Origin of the sequence: Agarivorans sp. B2Z047 (genome assembly GCF_023373605.1) — a bacterium.
Taxonomy (GTDB): Bacteria; Pseudomonadota; Gammaproteobacteria; order Enterobacterales; family Celerinatantimonadaceae; genus Agarivorans; species Agarivorans albus.
The window spans coordinates 1,394,752-1,412,150 of the sequence record NZ_CP088080.1 but is presented as its reverse complement, the minus strand read 5'-3'; the positions used below and the strand labels follow the sequence as shown (position 1 = coordinate 1,412,150).

17 protein-coding genes and 1 pseudogene are annotated in these 17,399 nt (G+C 43.6%); 7 read left to right on the top strand and 11 right to left on the bottom strand.

What is annotated here, in order from left to right:
- Window positions 1-239: 239 nt before the first annotated feature.
- Window positions 240-605 carry a 5-carboxymethyl-2-hydroxymuconate Delta-isomerase gene (locus LQZ07_RS06490; protein ID WP_016400425.1) on the bottom strand — a complete coding sequence of 122 codons (366 nt, stop codon included), beginning with the start codon at window positions 603-605 and terminating at the stop codon, window positions 240-242.
- A gap of 191 nt (window positions 606-796) precedes the next feature.
- Between LQZ07_RS06490 and LQZ07_RS06485 the strand changes: the two genes are divergently transcribed.
- Window positions 797-1,750, top strand: coding sequence for a response regulator (locus LQZ07_RS06485; protein WP_152780173.1), 954 nt, complete (start codon window positions 797-799; stop codon window positions 1,748-1,750).
- A gap of 112 nt (window positions 1,751-1,862) precedes the next feature.
- On the opposite strand, the gene LQZ07_RS06480 is transcribed toward LQZ07_RS06485, so the two are convergent.
- Complete coding sequence (locus LQZ07_RS06480; protein WP_152780175.1) at window positions 1,863-2,519, bottom strand: PEP-CTERM sorting domain-containing protein; 657 nt, start codon at window positions 2,517-2,519, stop codon at window positions 1,863-1,865.
- 270 nt (window positions 2,520-2,789) lie between these two features.
- Between LQZ07_RS06480 and LQZ07_RS06475 the strand changes: the two genes are divergently transcribed.
- Window positions 2,790-4,085 carry an ABC1 kinase family protein gene (locus LQZ07_RS06475; protein ID WP_368666386.1) on the top strand — a complete coding sequence of 432 codons (1,296 nt, stop codon included), beginning with the start codon at window positions 2,790-2,792 and terminating at the stop codon, window positions 4,083-4,085.
- A 396-nt stretch (window positions 4,086-4,481) separates the two neighbouring features.
- Here the strand turns inward: LQZ07_RS06475 and LQZ07_RS06470 are convergent, their stop codons facing one another.
- The gene (locus LQZ07_RS06470; protein ID WP_152780177.1) at window positions 4,482-5,387 is read right to left on the bottom strand and encodes an endonuclease/exonuclease/phosphatase family protein; all 906 of its coding nucleotides are present in this window, start codon (window positions 5,385-5,387) and stop codon (window positions 4,482-4,484) included.
- 455 nt (window positions 5,388-5,842) lie between these two features.
- Window positions 5,843-6,280 (bottom strand): DUF4399 domain-containing protein, encoded by a 438-nt coding sequence (locus LQZ07_RS06465; protein ID WP_152780179.1) that lies wholly within the window; start codon window positions 6,278-6,280, stop codon window positions 5,843-5,845.
- A gap of 241 nt (window positions 6,281-6,521) precedes the next feature.
- On the opposite strand from LQZ07_RS06465, the gene LQZ07_RS06460 reads away from it, so the two are divergent.
- Window positions 6,522-6,797 (top strand): DUF3634 family protein, encoded by a 276-nt coding sequence (locus LQZ07_RS06460; protein ID WP_152780180.1) that lies wholly within the window; start codon window positions 6,522-6,524, stop codon window positions 6,795-6,797.
- 13 nt (window positions 6,798-6,810) lie between these two features.
- Here LQZ07_RS06460 and LQZ07_RS06455 read toward each other — a convergent pair whose 3' ends face one another.
- The 5 genes and pseudogenes from LQZ07_RS06455 to LQZ07_RS24560 all read right to left on the bottom strand — a co-directional run bounded on the left by LQZ07_RS06455 (window position 6,811) and on the right by LQZ07_RS24560 (window position 11,849).
- Window positions 6,811-8,466 (bottom strand): trypsin-like serine protease, encoded by a 1,656-nt coding sequence (locus LQZ07_RS06455; protein ID WP_152780182.1) that lies wholly within the window; start codon window positions 8,464-8,466, stop codon window positions 6,811-6,813.
- 280 nt (window positions 8,467-8,746) lie between these two features.
- Window positions 8,747-9,247 carry a carbohydrate binding domain-containing protein gene (locus tag LQZ07_RS06450; RefSeq protein ID WP_152780184.1) on the bottom strand — a complete coding sequence of 167 codons (501 nt, stop codon included), beginning with the start codon at window positions 9,245-9,247 and terminating at the stop codon, window positions 8,747-8,749.
- 479 nt (window positions 9,248-9,726) lie between these two features.
- Window positions 9,727-10,467, bottom strand: a complete 741-nt coding sequence (locus LQZ07_RS06445) for an ABC transporter substrate-binding protein (RefSeq protein ID WP_194164065.1) — start codon at window positions 10,465-10,467, stop codon at window positions 9,727-9,729.
- Between the two features lie 145 nt (window positions 10,468-10,612).
- Window positions 10,613-11,188 (bottom strand): annotated as a pseudogene (locus LQZ07_RS24565) (extracellular solute-binding protein); the annotation flags it as partial.
- A gap of 28 nt (window positions 11,189-11,216) precedes the next feature.
- Complete coding sequence (locus tag LQZ07_RS24560) at window positions 11,217-11,849, bottom strand: ABC transporter substrate-binding protein (RefSeq protein ID WP_152780189.1); 633 nt, start codon at window positions 11,847-11,849, stop codon at window positions 11,217-11,219.
- A 190-nt stretch (window positions 11,850-12,039) separates the two neighbouring features.
- Between LQZ07_RS24560 and LQZ07_RS06435 the strand changes: the two genes are divergently transcribed.
- The 3 genes from LQZ07_RS06435 to LQZ07_RS06425 all read left to right on the top strand — a co-directional run bounded on the left by LQZ07_RS06435 (window position 12,040) and on the right by LQZ07_RS06425 (window position 14,795).
- A complete protein-coding gene (locus LQZ07_RS06435) occupies window positions 12,040-13,269 on the top strand; it encodes a DEAD/DEAH box helicase (protein WP_152780191.1) in 1,230 nt (409 codons plus the stop codon).
- A gap of 240 nt (window positions 13,270-13,509) precedes the next feature.
- A complete protein-coding gene (locus LQZ07_RS06430; RefSeq protein ID WP_152780193.1) occupies window positions 13,510-14,187 on the top strand; it encodes a PEP-CTERM sorting domain-containing protein in 678 nt (225 codons plus the stop codon).
- Between the two features lie 257 nt (window positions 14,188-14,444).
- Window positions 14,445-14,795: a DUF2750 domain-containing protein gene (locus LQZ07_RS06425; protein ID WP_152780195.1), complete on the top strand. Its 351-nt coding sequence runs from the start codon at window positions 14,445-14,447 to the stop codon at window positions 14,793-14,795.
- A gap of 92 nt (window positions 14,796-14,887) precedes the next feature.
- Here LQZ07_RS06425 and LQZ07_RS06420 read toward each other — a convergent pair whose 3' ends face one another.
- Window positions 14,888-15,061 (bottom strand): PA3496 family putative envelope integrity protein, encoded by a 174-nt coding sequence (locus LQZ07_RS06420; RefSeq protein WP_194164066.1) that lies wholly within the window; start codon window positions 15,059-15,061, stop codon window positions 14,888-14,890.
- A 322-nt stretch (window positions 15,062-15,383) separates the two neighbouring features.
- Here LQZ07_RS06420 and LQZ07_RS06415 point away from each other — a divergent pair, with 322 nt between their 5' ends.
- Window positions 15,384-16,562: an MFS transporter gene (locus tag LQZ07_RS06415; RefSeq protein ID WP_152780197.1), complete on the top strand. Its 1,179-nt coding sequence runs from the start codon at window positions 15,384-15,386 to the stop codon at window positions 16,560-16,562.
- Window positions 16,563-16,564: 2 nt separating this feature from the next.
- Here the strand turns inward: LQZ07_RS06415 and LQZ07_RS06410 are convergent, their stop codons facing one another.
- Window positions 16,565-17,254: an SDR family oxidoreductase gene (locus LQZ07_RS06410; protein WP_152780199.1), complete on the bottom strand. Its 690-nt coding sequence runs from the start codon at window positions 17,252-17,254 to the stop codon at window positions 16,565-16,567.
- Window positions 17,255-17,399 lie beyond the last annotated feature (145 nt).

Genomic DNA, 17,399 nt, shown 5'->3' with positions numbered 1-17,399 from the left:
TAACTGTTCATTCTATCTGGCTAAAATACTTGATAACTGCATTAGAATTTTTGATTGTAGAATAAGCACTTATCGAAAAATTCTGCCTTATTCTCAAGTATTTTTTCTGCGTTATTTCTGATCACTTACTTAGTGAGATTGGTATAACAAATTTCGGCAGTTATTGCCGAATATTCAGCCTAATCAAAAGCCTGGCGCAAGGCCAGAACTTTGCTTATAGATGTTCCAAACTGTGCTGTTTACACCGCCTCACTCAAGGTCGTTAAACTCGCACGATTAGCATAAGCTTGAACGGCGATATCACGTACTTCCACTGAAATCATGTCGACACTGGGCAATAATTCACATACAGCGCGGGCAATATCAGTGGCTAAGGCTTTCTTTTGTAGCTCGCTACGGCCACTTAGAATTTGCACTTCGGTATGTACATAAGGGGCTCGCTTACCACCTACTCGATAGTGGTTGGCTAACACTAAGCGCGCTTTTACATCACCAGGTGAAAACAGGCCACTAGCATCGGCCGCATCGTGTACCGCTTCCACCAAAACATCAAAATTGACTATGCGGGCTAAATCAGCTGGGCATTCTATTACGCAGTGTGGCATGGGGATTCCTTAATCTGTGTTGTATTCCATTAACTCAATCCTCGCCATTATTGGTCAGGGATCGCACATTTGATCAGACTGCTTGAATCGCTATAGCTTCTTGCCTAGAGTGGTTTCTCGCTATCAAAGATATGACAAATACTCTAGGAAGAGTAAGCCAATTCAGCTTAAGTCTATTAAAAAGGAAAATTATGACAGTAGAAACCATTCATAAAATTATTCTTCATCCTTTCATCCAAGAATCTTTACAGAGCCTTAAGCTAATGACCGGCCTTGATGGCCGCGCCGATGAACCATTTATCGATAATGTTGAAGACTTCCGCTTTAAAGGTTATGCCGTTTGTTCTGACATGCAAGGCCAGCTAGATGGCGTGGTGCTCATGCACCACTATCAAGAAACCGCCGTAGCAATTGGTCAAGCAGTGCAACAATCCTTAGTAGGAGAAGCAAGTAGCAGCGAAAGCTTAGATGACGACCTAGTTGCAGCCCTTGAAGAATGGGGCAATACCATTGTGGGTCGGGCTACCCATATTCTACAAAAACACAACTTGGGCTTCGAGTTTGCCAGCCCCCATGTTGCTCTTGATTTAGCTGACATGAGCCGTTACTTAGAAGGCGTACAGCAAATTGTTACTGTACCGGTGCATGTAGAAGGTGTTGGCCGCTATTACTTTAACTTGTTAGTACGCGAGCTTAATCAACAAAACGACTACGAAGAAGCGGTTTTCAATTCTGACGCTTGTATTGTTGCTCCACCTACCACCGGTGAAACCTTAGCTAAAGATGCGCTAATTATGACAGTGGATGACAGCCCATTGATCCGCAAAGCCATGAAACGCATTCTTGCTGGCATTGGTTATAACAACGTTATTGAAGCAGATGACGGCGACAGCGCAGTAGCCGCATTAACCGAGCATAAACCCGAATTTGTGTTTATGGATGTGGTAATGAATCGCTTAAATGGCGACAAAGCACTGGGCCAAATGCGCCAGCTGGATAAACAAACACCCATCGTAATGCTCTCTTCGGTCACCGACAGCAATGTGGTTGACGCCTGCCAAGAGCAAGGCATTCAAGGATTTATTTTCAAACCGTTAAATGCCGCAACCGCTGGTGAGTTACTGCAAGCCTACCTAAAGCGTTAATCCTTTAACCATTTAGCTAATCAATAAAAGGGGAGACATTAGTCTCCCCTTCATTATTGTTCCCACCAATCGTCGATGCACTAGCTGCTGATTAAATACAGCTATGCTCGGTTTAGGATTGCTTAGGTTTTCTGGTGACAATAAGCAGCGCCAAGGCAAAAATGAACAGCACAATTGTCACTGGCTCTGATACTGAAAAAGCCGCAGCGCTAAAACCACTAAGCGGAATAACTTCTACATATACATTATCGATAAGGTTACCCAACGAACCATTTACCATAGAGTCGAAACGGATCCGTGATAAGGAATCGCTTGCAACAAAGTCACCAGAAAAGTGTCGCCAAGAGCTGGCGTCATGATCATCAATAACTTGCTCAAATACCTCGCTGCCACTGCTATCTTGAATGCTCACAGTAAAGGCCTCTGGTTTGTTAGTGCGTGCTCGATAGTCCAAACCAAAACGATATTTCGCTCCAGCTTCGGTTATAAAATCTTGGTAAATATGGTAATTGCCGGGTTGGCAAGCCTTTTTGCCTTTGCCAGAACAGTGTGCGTTTAGCTCAATAAACTGTTGCCCATGTGCTGCTTGAATATTGAACAAGTTATCCCAAATTTCGATATTGTGTCCCTGCCAACCAACTACATCCTCGCTGGCAAAAAAGCTCCAGCCTCCATAACGAACATCATTTTGCTCAAAACTGCCGTTGCTAATAATTCCAGCTTGGCTTACCAAGGGTAAGCAGCATATACACATCAATAGGATTCTCATAAAGCCTCTCTTGCAAATTGCAAATAACACCATTTAATTTGGATACAGCAAGCAGCGAGCCAAGTTATAAAAATCAACATAAGACATTGAATAGTAATAATTTAATTAACCGTGAGTGCATTGGCAAATTGAAAAGGCAGCTAAATAACAACGTGGAATCAAAACAGTAGATATAGATCCATAAACACCTTTTCGACGTAAACTTAAGCAGTAACCTACCATTAGGGATAAAGCATTATCAGTCACTCAGATAACAATAAAGCCTCTAAAGTGCCCAGTTCGCGCATTGCCCGCTTAGGAAAACTAGGGTCTTTAGCCTCGCGTGTAGCAGGAGGCATGCTAGCAGAAGGCGCCGCCCAATTAGCAGCAGGCAAACGCCCAAAACTAAATGAAATACTACTTACCCCCAACAATGTAAAACGGGTGGCCGACCAGCTGGCAAAACTTCGTGGTGCTGCCATGAAGGTAGGCCAACTTATGTCGATGGATGCTGGAGAGATGCTTCCTAAAGAAGTGAGTGAGCTGTTAGCGCGTTTGCGCGCAGATGCCGACCCAATGCCAATTGGTCAGCTTAGCCAAGTGTTGCTCAATGAGTGGGGAGAAAACTGGCAGCAACAATTTAAACAGTTTTCTTTACAGCCAATAGCTGCGGCTTCTATTGGACAAGTACACAGCGCTTACTTATCCGAACAACAAAGAGTCGCGATTAAAATTCAATATCCTGGGGTTAAAGGCAGCATCGACAGTGATGTGGACAACGTTGTAAGCCTGCTCAATATCAGCGGTATATTACCCAAGCAGTTTGATTACCAGCAAATTCTTCAAGACGCTAAACTACAGCTTCACCAAGAAGCAGATTACCTTCAAGAAGCAGAGTATCTGCGCCAATATCAAGCTAAGCTCGCTAAGCATTCAGAATTTGAATTACCAGAGCTATTTGGCCACTTAAGTACCAGTAATATTCTCATCATGAGCCATCATGAAGGAGAAGCAATTGATCAGCTACAGCAGCAACCTCAGGCATTACGTGACCAAGTCATGCATAACTTATTCAAATTGTTGATGATGGAGCTGTTTGAGTTTGGCCTAATGCAAACCGATCCCAACTTTGCCAACTACCTGTATTCAACACAATCAAATAAAATTGTTTTGTTAGACTTTGGCGCAACTCGGCAAATTCCCCCACACATCAGCCAGGGTTATCGCAAGCTTCTAAGTAGCGCATTGGCACAGCCATTTACTCTAGATGTAAGCGCCTTAGAGCAACTCGGTTTTGCTAACTCAAACAGTACTGAACGCCAAATAGCCACCCTAAACAGTATGCTGCAGATGGTGATACAACCACTTAAGTACGCTGGCGACTACAACTTTGCAAACTCACCGCTAGCTAAAGAACTACGCGAAGCAGGCATGGCACTTAGTTATGAACATGACTACTGGCACACACCACCTATCGACGTGCTGTTAATCCACCGAAAAATTGGAGGCATGTATTTACTGGCAAGCCGGCTAAACGCCAAAGTAAACTTACAGCAGTTGTTTGAGCCTTACCGGCTAGAGCACTAAGCCTTAACGCTCCGGTCAATAATCACAGCCTAATAGATATAGGCTTGGTCAAACTCATGCCCACTGGCAGCTAACCCCCAGCGCCCATCGACGTGCTGTTAATCCACCGAAAAATTGGTGGCATGTATTTACTGGCAAGCCGACTAAACGCCAAAGTAAACTTACAGCAGTTGTTTGAGCCTTACCGGTTAGAGCACTAAGCTCTTGCGCTCCGGTCAATAATCACAGCCTAATGGACATAAGCGAGGTCAAACTCATGCCCACTGGCAGCTATCCCCCCAGCCCCCATCGACGTGTTGTTAATACACAGAAAAATTGGTGGTATGTATTTACTGGCAAGCCGACTAAACGCCAAAGTAAACTTACAACAGCTGTTTAAGCCTTACGGTTAGAACATTAATCCCTTGCGCTCAGTTCAATCATTACCGCTGCGTGGTCACTGGCTTGGCTGTCTACAGAGTAATCTGCGTGGGTGAGATGGCGGTCAAAACAGTGATAAGCCACTACCTCTGCCAACTGCTGTTGATAATCAGGAGAAAACTCTCCAGACAATAAAATGTAATCTAATACACTGCCTTGTCCGCCCCAGTAATGCGTTGCGTCGCGTGCCTGGTCTGTTTGGCTTAAAGTAAAGCTGTCATGCATTCGCCAGTGCTGTTCTATTTCATCATGCTGCACTAAAGGCAAGTCGAATACATGGCTAAGCGCACCTTGAGATAGGTCATCATTAAAGTCTCCCAGCATCATTACAGCCTCAAGCTGATGTTTACGACAACTTAGAATATCCTGCATCAATAGACTTACTTCTTGTGCTCGCAAGGTATCGGACTGCCAGCGGCCCATGTATTCATCAATATCACTAGGCTCACCCACTAGATCTTCATCTAAGATAGGCCGCTTAGATTTGAGATGGACCACATAAGCTTTAATCCAGCCTATTTCTGGTAACTTAACTTTTGCAATTAAAGGAGCACGACTAAAAGTGCTCAAGTGATTAGGATTATAAAGGCTGCCACTACGCAGCGGATATTTGCTAGCCAGCGCTAAACCCGGTTTGCGGTAAACATAGCTAGACTCGTCGAGGCTACTGGGTGTAGATAAAAAGTGCGGGTAGCCAAGGCTTTTACATTGCTCAGCCAACGCTTCTGCGCTAAATACTTCCTGAAAAGCCATCACATCGGCATCAGCTAAGGCAATTATTCGACTTAACCAAGCTTGCTTTTGCTGCCATTGTTGCGAGTCCAAAATATTGTCGAACTCATACGCCGCATAGGGAGGAGCTAAGTAATTAAGTAGATTCAAACTGAGAATTTTAATGCTTACTCCTTAGGGTCTGTTGATCTTTGGTGTTGAAATTTTGTTCGAGATAAGCGGGCTTTAATCGCGGCGAGCACTTAGAAGCCTAGTGGGCTAAGCAAGAAGTGCTTAACAAAGAGTAAAGTCTGCTTATCCGAACCCTTCGGGCAGCATTTCTTAGCCATTTATTCAGCGTTAGCGAGTGATTATTAAGCCCACTTAACTGCACACTCACTGCCTTGCCTAAATGGCTAATAAATTGCTGCAAAAACCATCAGCAAAGATAAAATCGTTTTAGGCGCGGCAAGGCGTGTGTAGCCTAGCATTCTAGGTAAATACGGCTTAACAAAGCATAAAACGATTTTAGCCGAACCCTTCGGGCAGCATTTGAGGCTGCAAAAATCAGCTCGAAAGATAAGCAGCCCCTAGCACTGTGCTTGATTAACTAATCAGTGACAAGCTTATTTCACGGTAATGGTTATTTTCTCAGATAGAATTGGCGGAGAATGAGGGATGTGAGTCATGTCACCTAACAACAGCTGTAAGGTATGTTCACCCGGTGCTAACTCAATAGTGGTTTCGGTTTGTCCGCCTCCAAAATGTATATGTTGAGCATCGGCAGGAACGGGCATGTCGAGCGCAGGAAGTTCAGCCACATCAATTAGTAGATGATGATGCCCGGTATTAGCTTTATCAATTCCTGCTGGCGCTACCCCCATCCCCTTTAGTCCAAAACTCACCGTAACTGGATTACTCACCATCGCGCCGTTGGCAGGAGAAATGATATATACGCTAGCGCCCTCAGGGGCTTTAGTTTGCGCCCAAGTCAGCGGAGCAAAGAGTACAGCTGTAAGTAAAGCTAAATAAACAAATGACTTACCACGTGTTAAATTACCCATATTCATTACCCTAAGTTTTTAACAAGAGCTTTAAAGGTAGTAACTAAGCCTTTACTAAGCAATTTAGCTAAGCTGCAAACTCGAGTTAGCCAGAACGAAAGTATTGGATTAATGCGCTAAGCAAACTTCAGGTTTTGCAAAAGTATCTAGCGCGTTCAGTTAAGCTAAATAGCAAATGAGTACGTATTATTTTATGATTAAAAATCTAACTAGATGGGTAAGTTAGCAGTAGTAGGTGAAGATGTTAAAAGCGATCAGTGCACAATTTGTAATTAAAGTAGATGGTATTCGAGTAGAAGTAAGCAAGGGGCAAGTACCAGAGTATTTTATTCGAGAGATTAAGCTGGTACAGCGCAGCGCCCAAGCAATTAAAGGCAAAATCTACGGGATGCGCCGAGGTCGTCAAATAAACCTAGAGTGCTCGAAAGACATTCCCGAGCACATCCTACAACGCTTACGTAATGTTTGGCGCCCTAATCCAACACCGAGCAACGATGGCAGTTTAAAGCGCCGCTAAGCGACGTGCGAAATTACGCTACTTGCTTTCTACGAAGCCAAGCAAGAGACAGCAGAGCTAAACCAGCAAAGCCAATACTACCTCCACCAGACTCCGCTGCTGGTTGGCTGATGTTCACCAGCTCGTCTGCCAATTTTGAGGTGAAATCACAATCTATAGAGCTAGATTCATTAGCTCCCTCTTCAAACTCTAGCCTCATGATTTGAGTATATAAATGCCTCTCGCTAGGGCTCATTTTTGCACCCACACTGGAGTTAGTATTAGCCTGAGTCGTAGTAGCTGCATCAGCTTGATAAGCAATTTTAACCGAGTGAACCCCTTCGGGTATATCGACTGCTAGTTCAGCCTTACAATCTCCACTTAACTGATATTTAGAATGCTCATCAACACTTATGGATAAAGAACCAGAGCCACTATAGCTGCCAAGGAAAACATCCAAAGCCAACTGCCCAGGGCCTTCAATATCGCCTATTAAATACTGGCGCACTTGCTCATTACCAGATTCGAAAGCAATTCCTTCTTCAAGCAAACTGCTCCATTGCTGCAATCCACTAACATTCCACACATCAAACGGAGTATCGTATACAGCTAGCAATTCAGAAGGCATTTGCGGTAATACTAAGAGATCAATAGTGAGGGCTTCATCAGCCAAGCTAAACGTTAGCTCTGCTGCTGCGTGACTAGCTTCGTTAAGCAATACATCCAGCTTCAACTGACAGCTCGCACTTGCTTCTAGCACGCTACATTCATTTGTATCAACAATACTGAAGTGCTCAGAGCCCACGTCAAAATCGCTTAGCTCAATTGTCGAATCACTGTTATTTTTCAGGTTTATGCTTAAAGGCTGGCTTTGATATGGATCTTGGATATGCCAGATTTCTTCTTTTGCAAAATCAAGAGGACCAAGCAACTCCAGTTGCGTCGCCTTAATCCAATCCAAGTAGCGGCCTATTCGGGTGAATAACCCCATATAGTTATAGCCGTGCGACACTAAACCAGCATATACCTCCTCACCATCAACAAACACAAATGCAGGCGTTCCACTATCGCCAGGGGCAGGTCCTTTAGTCCGCTTTCCAGAACAGATAAAGTCCTCATCTGCGATGGCATGCGGAACATCCGCAGCAATTTGGTTATTACAGGTATCGATATCTGCTATCGGGGATATCGCCCCTTGCAACTGATAAGCGGGCTGATAACTTTCATAGGCTGTAGAACCCAAGCCTAGTATTTTTAAGTTTTCTCCTGCTTGTAACTGTAGATTTTCAGCTTCACTAATCAATCGAACCGCTGGATAGTTTTCGGGATAACTTGCCATTTGATAAACAGCAATATCTTTATCATAGCTACCAGCCACATATTGAGGATGGATAACGCTTTTAGCGAGAGGGTAACAATTATTCTTTCCTGCAGTGCCACTTCCTCCCATACAAGCATAAGCACGTGTTGCAGGAGCAAGAGCTACACAGTGTGCAGCACTTACAATCAAACCCCGGCCGATATAAGCTCCGCCACATTGGTGAGTTTCAAGGCTTCCAAGCCCAGTAAAATATCGCAGCGAAACCACACTTGGCCAATCTTTATCGGCCTCTTGCTCTCCACCAACAACGGCATTTGCACTACCGACAAACAGGCTTAAAATTAGCCCAAACCAAATCCTTATACTCACTTTCCCATCCTTAGCTTTATAGTTTTTTAGCACCCTACATTTAATAATATAAAACTCAATAAAAGGTTGGTGAATTTGTGATCAAGCAAAATCTAAGAAGAACTACCAAAGTAAAAAACTACAGCACTAATATACATGCTGTAGTTCTTTAAGATTGAACTAATATGGACAAACAAGAGTCCAGAGAGACCTATTAACCAGTAACATCGATATTTGAAAAGCTAGTTAACGGAAACAAGAAGCGAGAAAGTAACTTTAGCTACGCGATACTATAGTCAGACTAATCACGCTTAGGCTTTACTCTAATACGATCGAAGCGACCTTGCCCACCTTTTCGATAAGCACCAAATATGGTGACCTTATCGCTAATACCGCTGTTAAAATCGACTTCAATTACTTCCCAATCACCATGGTAATCATCGTCCGCATAGGTTTGGATGGAGAACTCTTGAAATTTGTTAATGAGCTTTTGTTCTTCGGTGGCTTCGGTTGTTACTGTCACCCCTATTTTTCCAGAGCCTTTCAAAAATACAGCTAAGGTATATTCGGTATTGGGTCGCACCGTTACTTCTTGCTCAAAACGGCCACTTTCACCGGTTATTTTGGCAGACGATTCATCATCGCGCCCTTGGCCTGAAATAGCGGTTGAACCAGACTTCTTCCAGCCATACCAGCCCTGCTCAAAATCAGGGTTAAGCACCAAGACCTTGGCCACAGCGGCTTGGCTAATTACCAGTGAGCATACACACCCACAGAGTATCGATAGTACTCGCTTTAACATGTTCAATTTCCTTATTTTTTGTTTACCGTACTGTCTCTTTTCGATAGCAAACTGCAGCCTGTTATTAGTACTCCTAAGCCGCAAAATAAGTAATCTTATAACACAAATAAATCAGGTTAGTTTTACTCCAATCTTTGTTGGATTAATCCCTGCATTGGCCTTCCCATACCAACATTTGTAATACCAAACTACTTATTGATGATTTTCTCGGGAATTATTGTTTAAAAACAGAGACAAGCAGTGATTTTGTGAGCCAGCTCATACACTTATTACATAACCTGAACTCGGGATAAGGAAGTGACGAGAACTCTGTAAGCCAGTATTTAATCTAGCTCCCTGTTTCTGGGGAGATAGCTTTGGTTAGCTCAAGGCGAAGCCGTGCGCCAATAGCTAGCCTATTGCAAGTAGCTTCAATACCGAAATAAGTAGAATTAGCCTAACTAGTCAATTTTCCCGAGCTCAGCTTACATAGCAAGCCGTCAGTTGGTCATTGCGGGAACAGGGATCTGTTGAGAGTGATAGTAGTGAGCAATTGTAGAAGTCAGCTTTCCAGAGTAATGAAGATAGTTAAGCAAGTGCTCTAGCTTTTCTCGCTGCTGATATAAGCTTGATTGACGGGAGATACCTATATACACCTTGCTATCGTAAGGCACTTCAAACTTAGCAATCTTAAATTTTCCAGCCCACAAGGAAGAGTTCAAGGCTTTATGGCGGCCAGTCTCGCCGGCTAAGCATACATCAACGCGTTTTCGTTCAAGCATTTTCAAGCATTCGCTTTGGTTGTTTAGCTTCACTTTATATAGTTTGTGGTCTTGATCGAAGCGCGCGAAATGCTTAGCCCCAAGCTTAATGCCTACCCGCATGGGATAAAGATCTGAATACTGGTTTAAGCTTCGTAGTTCACTTTTACGTATAACGAAATAATGACGAGCAGTGCTTAAGTACGCGGGCTCTAAGAAGTAGATATCTTGTTCACGCTGCTCAGTTTTAATTAAGCCTGCGGTTATGTCCACTTGGCCAAGCTGCAAACTGCGCAAACGCCTAGCAAAGGGTAAGTAGTAATTAACACTTTCCACCCGAGCTTCTTTAACCAACAAGTTCATAATGTCGTGGCTCAGCAGATGTTGCTTTGTAGAATAGGCTACTCGCCAAGTCGCTCTTGACTCAGCCATTGCAGTATTTAGCAACAAATAAAGCCCAAGCAACAATAAGACCCTCATTAGCAAAAAATCCCTTTTAGCTAGCATTAAGCCTATGATTCCTTTAAGGCTTTCTCAAAAAGTCGCAATCAGGCTACAGCAAAGCAAGGTCAAATTAAAAGCACCTAAACATAAAGCCCTTAAGATGAGAGTTGGAAATAATTGTTTACAGCTTAGACTTGGGAAGGCTTGCAGAAAGCTTAAATGCAAACTGCCTTGCCTGCTCTAAATCGCGCTTTAAGCGCGGTATATCTGCATCGTCTAAAAACCGAGTAAAAGCCTTTACCGCGATTTGTTCAAACGCAGGAATGGTATCGCGATCAAAATACTGCGATACGCCAATAGATTCCTTTAGCATACTCGCGCCTTCACTCACTAAACTATCACTACTCACTTCTGACGCAGTAGAAGCAGGTATATAGCCTAAGCCTTCAGCTATTTGGGCTTGTACCTCTGCCCTTGCCATATACTTTATAAACTCTTCAGCTTGGTACACCTTCTTGGTGTGTTGAGCAATCATAAACACATCGGTGGGAGCCACCTCATAGGTGGGTAGATCATACAGCACCGGAAATGGCATAAATCCAATATCGTCTTCCAACTTAGCTGGCCACTTGGTGGCTACAAAATTACCTAACAACAAAAATGCTATCCGTTCTCGGTAAAAAATGGGTAATACTTCATCCCATGCGTAATCATGATGATCAGCATTAAAGAAGCCGAGTTTGATTAACGAGGCCCATTGTTCATAGACTGGTGTTAATCGAGGATCATAAAAAAGAGACTTCCCCTCGAAGTAATTGCTGGTGAAAGCTAAGGTCGTTTATTCTCAGGTTTAAATGATCAAACCAAGCTGCGGCTGGCCAATAGTTTTTGGTACCAATACCAATGGGGGTAATACCAGCTTGTTTAAGCTGTTCGCATTGACGAACAAAATCTTCCCAAAAACGTTGCGGGCCACCATGTTTATCGATAAGTGATTTTCGATAAAAAATACCCCAGTGATAATAAGCAAAAGGCAAGGCATATACCTGCCCTTCTTCACTCACTCCACTTTGTAAATGAGCAAAACTATCAGCAAGTTTTAACTCTTGCCAAACATGATTAATTGGCCTTATCAGGCCCTTACGAGAAAACTGAAACAAGCGTTCAGAAGCTTGCCAGTGCAGCACATCGGGTGAGTTTTCTCCCCCTTTAAGCCACTTATCGATCTCGCTTTTATAGTCTTCATCACTGCGAATAATCGTTTGAATATGAATGCCAGTCTCTTGAGTAAAAGCCTCAAATACAAAATGAAAACTATCGCGTTGCTTGGGTGTTAACAGCAAAGACACTCTAAGCGGCTGGGCAACACAACTTAAACTTAAAGAGACAATTAGCAAGACTAGCCATTTGAGCGACATAAGGTTCCTTCACTATTCGTTTGCTAACCCTCTGGCTAGGTGTAGTTATAGTGTAGTCTCAAATAGATAATCTGGCGTTAGCGAGTCCCAGCTAATAAGTGACAAAAAAGCCAATAAAAACAAAAGCCAGTAGCTTTGTTAGCGATTAGGTATACTTAACTCAGCCTCAATCAGCGTGTTATAAGAACCAATGACATTTAACCAATTGCCTCTCAACCCTAAGCTACTTAAAAACCTTAGCGCTTTGGGCTATCAACAAGCTAGCGAGATTCAACAGCAAGCCATCCCTTTGGCGTTGGCTGGTCATGATTTAATGGCCTGTGCCCCAACCGGCACCGGCAAAACCGCAGCGTTTTGCTTGCCTATTTTGCAAGCCCTTAGCCAACAAGAACGTACTCACCATATCCAAGCCTTAATCATCACACCCACTCGTGAGTTGGCTCAGCAAGTGCACCAAAACCTAGAAAATTACGCTAAAGGCTGCGAGCTTAATTGCGCATTGGTGTATGGCGGTGTGAGTATAGAAAAGCAGCAATTAGCTCTTAAGCAAGCCTGCAACATAGTGGTGGCGACTCCTGGCCGAATGTTAGATCACTTAAAACGCGGCTCCTGTGACTTAAAACACTTACAACATTTGGTATTAGACGAAGCCGACCGCATGCTCGACCTTGGTTTTAAAGATGAATTAAGAGCCCTATTCAAGTATTTACCGCAGCAGCACCAAACCATGCTGTTCTCGGCTACGTTAGATGAGAGTATTTACCGCTTTGCTAAACCTTGGTTAAACCAAGCCAAACAACTAGATATTGCTAAAGCCCATAGCAAGGTAGTAAAAATAGAAGAACGCGTTTACAACGTTGACCAAGATAAAAAAGCCGCATTACTTTGCCAATTAGCTAAAAAAGCCAGTTGGCAGCAAGCCTTGGTATTTTGCCGCACCAAACAAGGCGTGGATAAACTGGTTAAACAGCTGATTCAAAACGATATAAGCGCTGCAGCTTTACATGGAGACTTAAGCCAAGCCGCCCGCGAACAAAATTTAGTTAAATTTAAGGCTTCCGAAATACGCCTCTTGGTCGCAACAGATGTAGCGGCTCGGGGGATAGATATCGCAAATATGCCCTGTGTGATCAACCTAGAGCTACCTTACAAAAATGAAGACTATATCCACCGCATTGGCCGTACTGGTCGCGCAGGGCAAAGCGGCGTTGCCATTACATTGTTGTGTGTTGACGACGAACACTTACTGCACGATTTAGAAGCCCAACTCGACCGCCGATTACCTCAGCAATGGTACCCTGGCTTTGAGCCCGATTTAAGCCAGCCCGCACCCTCTAACAAACGTAATTCGCGCTCAGCTCAAAAAAAGAAAGCGCGTAAAAGAGCTTTGCGCGCTAACAGCAAGAAACCTACAATCTAATCACAATTTACTAAGCCAAATACTTGGATACTGCATTTAAGCGTGTTCATAAGTATTAGTCTTTAATGTTTTAGTATTTCTACTAATAAACTGTAGGTGTTTGTTTTTTTTACACTTTATAGGCACCCTCGCCAAACAGAAACCTCAAACCATTGAATTATATACATATAATCATTTGGTATGAAAAATGCTTACCCGCTGATTAACTTTTTAATCAATAGCAAGTAAGGGAATAACTGCATGAAAAAAATACTAATTTCTTCTATCCTCCTAGGACTTTCGGCATCAGCCAACGCTAGCGTTATCTTTTTTGGAGAAGACCTTAACCCCGGCACTAGTACAGCAAACAGTAGTGCCGCTAAAGATAACTTTTTTGCATCACTAGTAGGTGCCGGAACAGAAGATTTTGAGTCTTTCTCTACAGGCAGTAGTGGCCCGCTAACCGCGGATTTTGGTGCGGCAGGAACTGCGACCTTATCTGGATCAGGCGCCATTGATAATGGAGGCTATGGTCGCTTCGCAACTTCGGGAACCAAGTTTTGGGAAACAAACCAAAACTTTACTATTGAATTCTCACAAGCAATTTCAGCTTTCGGCTTCTACGGTACTGATATCGGAGATTTTGGCGGACAAATCACACTAGATTTTTTAAGCGGTTCATCTACCAGCTATACTGTCGACAATTCAACTAATGCTCCGGATGGCACGCTACTTTACTGGGGTATCATCGACACACTAAACCCTTTCACTAAAATCACTTTCGGCAATACTAATTCTACGGACGTTTTTGGATTTGACGATATGACTATCGCCAATCAAACCCAAGTACTGCCTAGCCAGGTATCTGAACCAACTAGTGCATTAATGTTAGGCCTAGGTTTATTAGGCTTCGCTGCAAGCCGCCGTAAAAAGAAATAACAAACTAAACTCCTAAGCCACTTTTAAGTGGCTTAGCCCATACCTTTACCGTCTATTTGCTTTTCAGAGCGAGCTTCATTTAACACAACTCTCCCACTATCTCTCACTAAAATATCAATAGACCTAAGCTTCCCTTAACTAAACCTTCATGCTCAGTTAGTTATTTAACGCATCCAATATGCCATCTTTAGGCTATATTGCTTGCGTATAAGTTCAATATGCGCAACTAGCGCGAGCTAACAACCACGGAGCAAAACATGTCTACTTCAGAAACAAATCTATCAGCCTTTAGCCAAGCAGTAATTGCTGCAGGGGAGCTTTGGGTGCTTAGCGCCGATGATGAATTTGTCGTGGTGGATTCCATCGAATTTGAAGCCACCGACGTAATGCCGCTATTTTCTAAGCAAGCAAATGCGCAAGCCTTATGTATTGAAGATTGGGCGAGCTATCAGCCAGTAGCCGTTAAACTTGAAGAGTTTTTTGAAGAATGGTTACCAAGCCTTGATGAAGACAAGGTATTGGTGGCCATAGACTTAGATGAAAACTTAGTAGGTGAAGAAATCGAAGCCTTTACTTTAGCCAAGCAACTGGCCGAAGACGACGCCTAATTGCAAACAAAAACGCCACTCAGCAGTGGCGTTCTCTTTTTATCGCTAGGCACTTAACTGAGCTAGCTTAGCTGTCTCGCCATTAATCGTATTTAAGAAAATGAGCTGAAATCCGTTAAATACGAAGCCAACTGTTTTTGCTCATGATACTCGTCTATTCTGCGCCGAGTACGCGAACTATTTTTGGCTTTTTTAGCGTGTTTAATCTGAGCGGCTTTATCTTCTTCTTCCCACTCATCAATATCATCAAATCTTGAAAATCTCATCGCTGGTAACCTAATTTAACTAAAAATATTACAGGCTATATTGCGCGACAAAAAGTTAGCTAAGCTGAGCTTTTTTCGCCATTTAAATGTGCTAAAAAATCCTACTTTCGTCAATCTATTTCACAGCTAGCAAAAACCACCCAGCAAAACAAATAACCGCTAATAAACAATACCTTAAAGGGTAAATACGTTATTTCCCTACCGAGTAAAACTTTCTTATCGTTACCACAAAAATTCTTTGTTTCAACGTAAGCGAACTTACTGACATTATCGCGCGGCTTTGGATAAAGCACTGTCTATTAATCGTGTTTGTAGGTACGCCATGTTAAACAATTCTGCACACCAGCCCAGCTCAGGGATCCTTAGCCCATTGTTAGGCTTGGGCTTATTTGCGGTAGCCTCAGGCTACCTCATGAGCCTATTACCACTGGCCTTAACAGCCTTAGCGCTTACACTGTCGTTAAGTGCATGGTTGGCTAGTGCGTATTACACAGGTTTGTTACTCGGCGCCTTACAAGCGCAACGCTTAATCGCAGCTATTGGCCATCGGATGGCCTTCATCCTTTGTTTATTAATATTGCTCGCCACAGTTTTATTGATGTTCTTGCTTCCTTATGCGAGCGCATGGCTAGCCCTGCGCTTACTGGCTGGTGTGGCAACCGCAGGTATTTTTGTGGTGGTTGAATCTTGGCTTTTACTGGTGGATGACGACAAACAACGAGCCTCTCGCTTGGGTATTTACATGCTGACTCTTTACGCTGGTAGCGCTGTTGGTCAGTTGTTAATTGAGCCAATCGGGACCGCGGGCTTAGTGCCCTTTTTAAGCATTGCGACTTTGCTGGCTTTAGCTATTTTGGCGGCACTGTTTACGCGCACAGCCAAACCCCACCAGATTTTACATAGCGCTGTGTCTATCAAGGAGCTTTCAAGCTTAAGTAAGCCAGCCTTTATCGGCTGCATTGTATCCGGTTTGGTGCTGGGCCCAATCTACGGGCTGATGCCCAGCTATTTAAGTAGCTCAACTCAGTGGAGCAACAAGGTAGGAGTGTTAATGGCAAGCTTAGTACTTGGTGGAATGTTGGTTCAACCCTTAAGTAGCTATTTATCGGCACGATTAAACAAAACCTTGTTACAGGCTTTTGCTGCAGCCATAGGCGTACTAGCTGCTTTGGCTATAGCCATGGCTAACTCCTGGTTAGCCTTGTCAATAAGCTTACTTGTATTAGGAGCGGCGGCATTTTCTATTTACCCCATCGCGATATCTCAAGCTTGTATAAATGTGCCAGCGGAGAAAATTGTCGCCATCACTGAATTAATGCTAATTAGCTATAGCATCGGCTCAATAAGCGGCCCATTGCTGGCCGAATCCACTCAAAGCTTGGCGCTTAAACTGCCCTTGTATGTTGCGTTGGTCTTGGCTAGTACCAGCATGTATATGTTGATTGTAGCCAGCAAAGAAAAAACTGGCCGAGGCCACCTACCACCTACACTTGGGGTTTGAACTTAACGGTAATCCTGAGCGCAGTAGAGCTGGCCACTACCTGCCTCTTCATCAAGTAATACCGGGACCAAAGCGCCCGGTAATACTGAATCTGGATGATTTGGCGCTTGCTCTCCGCCTAAGTCGGTCTGCAACCAACCAGGATCCATTAAGTTCATTAATACACAGCTGCCAGCTAAGCTGGGCAGCATGTCGCGCACATAACGATCCAAGGCAGCTTTAGAACAGCTATAAGCCATAAGCTGGGGTTGGTCGGCAATGCCAGAGGTAACATTAACTATACGTCCCTCACCTTGTTGCTTCATTTGCGGTAAAAAGGCGTCACATAAACTTGCTGGTGCAATGCAATTTACTTGAAAACTTAAGGCATAATCTGAGGCAGGAACCACTGCGTCATCTCGCCAAGGGGTCATAATTGCGGCATTGTTATATAACACTGTCAAAGATTGATGAGTTAATTGATTAACTTGAGTCACCAAACTCGCTATTGCTTGGTTATCAGACAGTTCGGCCTCTACCGCAACCGCGAAGCCTTGCAGGCGGGTAATCTCATCTACCACTTTTTGTGATGCGCTTAAGCTTCGACTATGCACAATTACTTTGGCACCTTTAGCGGCTAGTGCTTTGGCAATGCGTAAACCCACGCCTCGACTTGCCCCAGTCACTAATGCCCATTTACCCGCTACTTGCATACTTTGCCCACCCTTAAATACCCTGAAATCAATTCACTCCAACAATTCTTAATCTTACCCTTAGTGAAGGGCAACCTAGCTTTCAGCCTGAGTTAAATTGGCAAAAATTGAAGTACTTCAAAAGAGAGTGAAACAGAATGAAACA